The organism is Defluviimonas salinarum, from assembly GCF_026013545.1.
Taxonomy (GTDB): domain Bacteria; phylum Pseudomonadota; class Alphaproteobacteria; order Rhodobacterales; family Rhodobacteraceae; genus Albidovulum; species Albidovulum salinarum.
Window position 1 is genome coordinate 1 of sequence record NZ_JAPDOG010000080.1, and the last position, 1,646, is coordinate 1,646.

The window sequence follows — 1,646 nt, forward strand, 5'->3', positions numbered from 1 at the left end:
ACTGGCGCAGGGTCGCAACCCGTTACGACAGATGCGCCAAGACCTTCCTTTCCGCCGTCGCACTCGCCGCAACCGTCCTGTTCTGGCTTTGACGATCAATGAGTCTGGAGCCTAAAGCAGGCCGACAAGTTTCCGATTTTCGTTGGATCCTGACGTTGAACGCAATGGGTTCTAAAAGTGCGGGACCGTGCAAACCGAACAGTCGATATGCGATTCAGGAACACTCCAGGAAACAGATTTAAGGAATGCTCTGCAATCACCGGGTGTTCTGTCAAGAGACTTTTCGCCGTGGCCGCCGGGCCGCGTCACGGGCCTGGAGGAAGGTCTCCGGCGACGTCAGCCGAGCATCGCGCCCCGGAATCGCCACGCCGTCGAGCGCGAACCCCGCATCGTTTCCCTCGCCGATGGAGTGGATGTCGAGGACCTGTTCGAGCGGCGTGAGCCCGACCTCGGAGGGCACCCCCTCGGGCGAGATGTTGGCGACGTGGCCGTGCCCCGGTGACGGTTTCGAGGCATTGGGCTTGCGATAAAGCGCCTCGATGCCCGTCCGGGATTCACTCAGGAGGCAGAATTCGAGCGATAGGGCCGAAAACAGTGTCCAAATCCAGCCCCCGCAACCATCGTTGCTTGCCGAACTGTCTCCCATCAGCACCCCTGGGACATCTGAGTTGATTCTGTAACGGAGGGTTTCAGGCTCATCGTAACCGCCAAGGAGTGGAGATGAGGCAGACACCCGGAACAGCGAAGCCGACGGCAGAGTCGATCGTGTAGGACATCCGCCGGCGCACGCGGAAGCACCATTCGGCCGAGGAGAAGATCCGCATCGTCTTGGAAGGGCTGCGCGGCGAGGTCAGCATTGCCGAGCTATGCCCGCTCGAGCTGATCGCGGGCCGGTCGCCCGGCGTGATCACCGACCAGGTGATGCCGCCGCGGACCTGGTCACGCACGGCGCGCAGGGGCTCCAGGAGGCAGGCAAGAACCATGTTCGAAAAGCCGTCGAACAGAAGGATCGTGACGTTGAGGGGCTTCATTTGGCACTATCGGAAAATTTATTGTCACTATCGGACAGATCAGGCGGCGGAAGCAAGCCTAATGTCCCGCTCCAGCAACGGCGTCGGACTCGCCGTCGGATCATCGAAGAGGCGCGGCGTTGGGCAGATTTCTCTGGCAGGCGGAACCGGAACGGGCGGCGGCGGCGTCGATCACCCGCTTCACGCGCGAGGTGGCCGCCACCGGACGCGAGGTCGCGGCCTATCCTGACCTCCATCGCTGGTCGGTCGAGTACCCCGAGGAGTTCTGGCCGCTCGCCTGGGACTTCTGCGGCCTCGTCGGCACCCAAGGCGGCACCGCCGTCGAACGCGCCGAGGATCCGCTCGGCTGGCGCTTCTTTCCCGGCGCAAAGCTGAACGTCGTCGAGACGCTCCTGAACCACGCCGATGACCGCGCGGCCCTCGTCGCCGTCTCCAAGGCGGGCGACCGCACGGTCCTGACCCGCGCCGAACTCAAGGCCGTGATCCTCGACGTGCCGGAGATGCGCGCGCGCGGCTCGACGCGATCCTCTCCGAACCCGTCCGCCCGGCGCCCGGGGCATCCGGCGCGGGCGGCTGGCTCGACGGGGTGAAGGTGCTCGACCTCACCAACGTGAT

General features: G+C 64.3%; 3 protein-coding genes and 1 pseudogene. 2 read left to right on the forward strand and 2 right to left on the reverse strand.

The genetic code is table 11. The annotated features are described in order from the left end of the window. Window positions 1–92 (forward strand): annotated as a pseudogene (locus OM960_RS25300) (IS5/IS1182 family transposase); the annotation flags it as partial. 179 nt (window positions 93–271) lie between these two features. Here OM960_RS25300 and OM960_RS25305 read toward each other — a convergent pair. Then, on the reverse strand, window positions 272–652 hold the full coding sequence (locus tag OM960_RS25305; protein WP_264773922.1) for a hypothetical protein: 381 nt from the start codon (window positions 650–652) through the stop codon (window positions 272–274). Window positions 653–695: 43 nt separating this feature from the next. Next, window positions 696–1,031 carry a type 1 glutamine amidotransferase family protein gene (locus tag OM960_RS25625; RefSeq protein ID WP_263341038.1) on the reverse strand — a complete coding sequence of 112 codons (336 nt, stop codon included), beginning with the start codon at window positions 1,029–1,031 and terminating at the stop codon, window positions 696–698. A gap of 119 nt (window positions 1,032–1,150) precedes the next feature. Between OM960_RS25625 and OM960_RS25315 the strand changes: the two genes are divergently transcribed. After that, window positions 1,151–1,621, forward strand: a complete 471-nt coding sequence (locus OM960_RS25315; RefSeq protein WP_264773923.1) for an acetyl-coenzyme A synthetase N-terminal domain-containing protein — start codon at window positions 1,151–1,153, stop codon at window positions 1,619–1,621. Window positions 1,622–1,646: the final 25 nt, after the last annotated feature.

Coding starts and splice junctions, on each gene's coding strand:
- OM960_RS25625 (WP_263341038.1), bottom strand. CDS start 1,031: ATGAAGCCCCTCAACGTCACGATCCTTCTGTTCGACGGCTTTTCGAAC.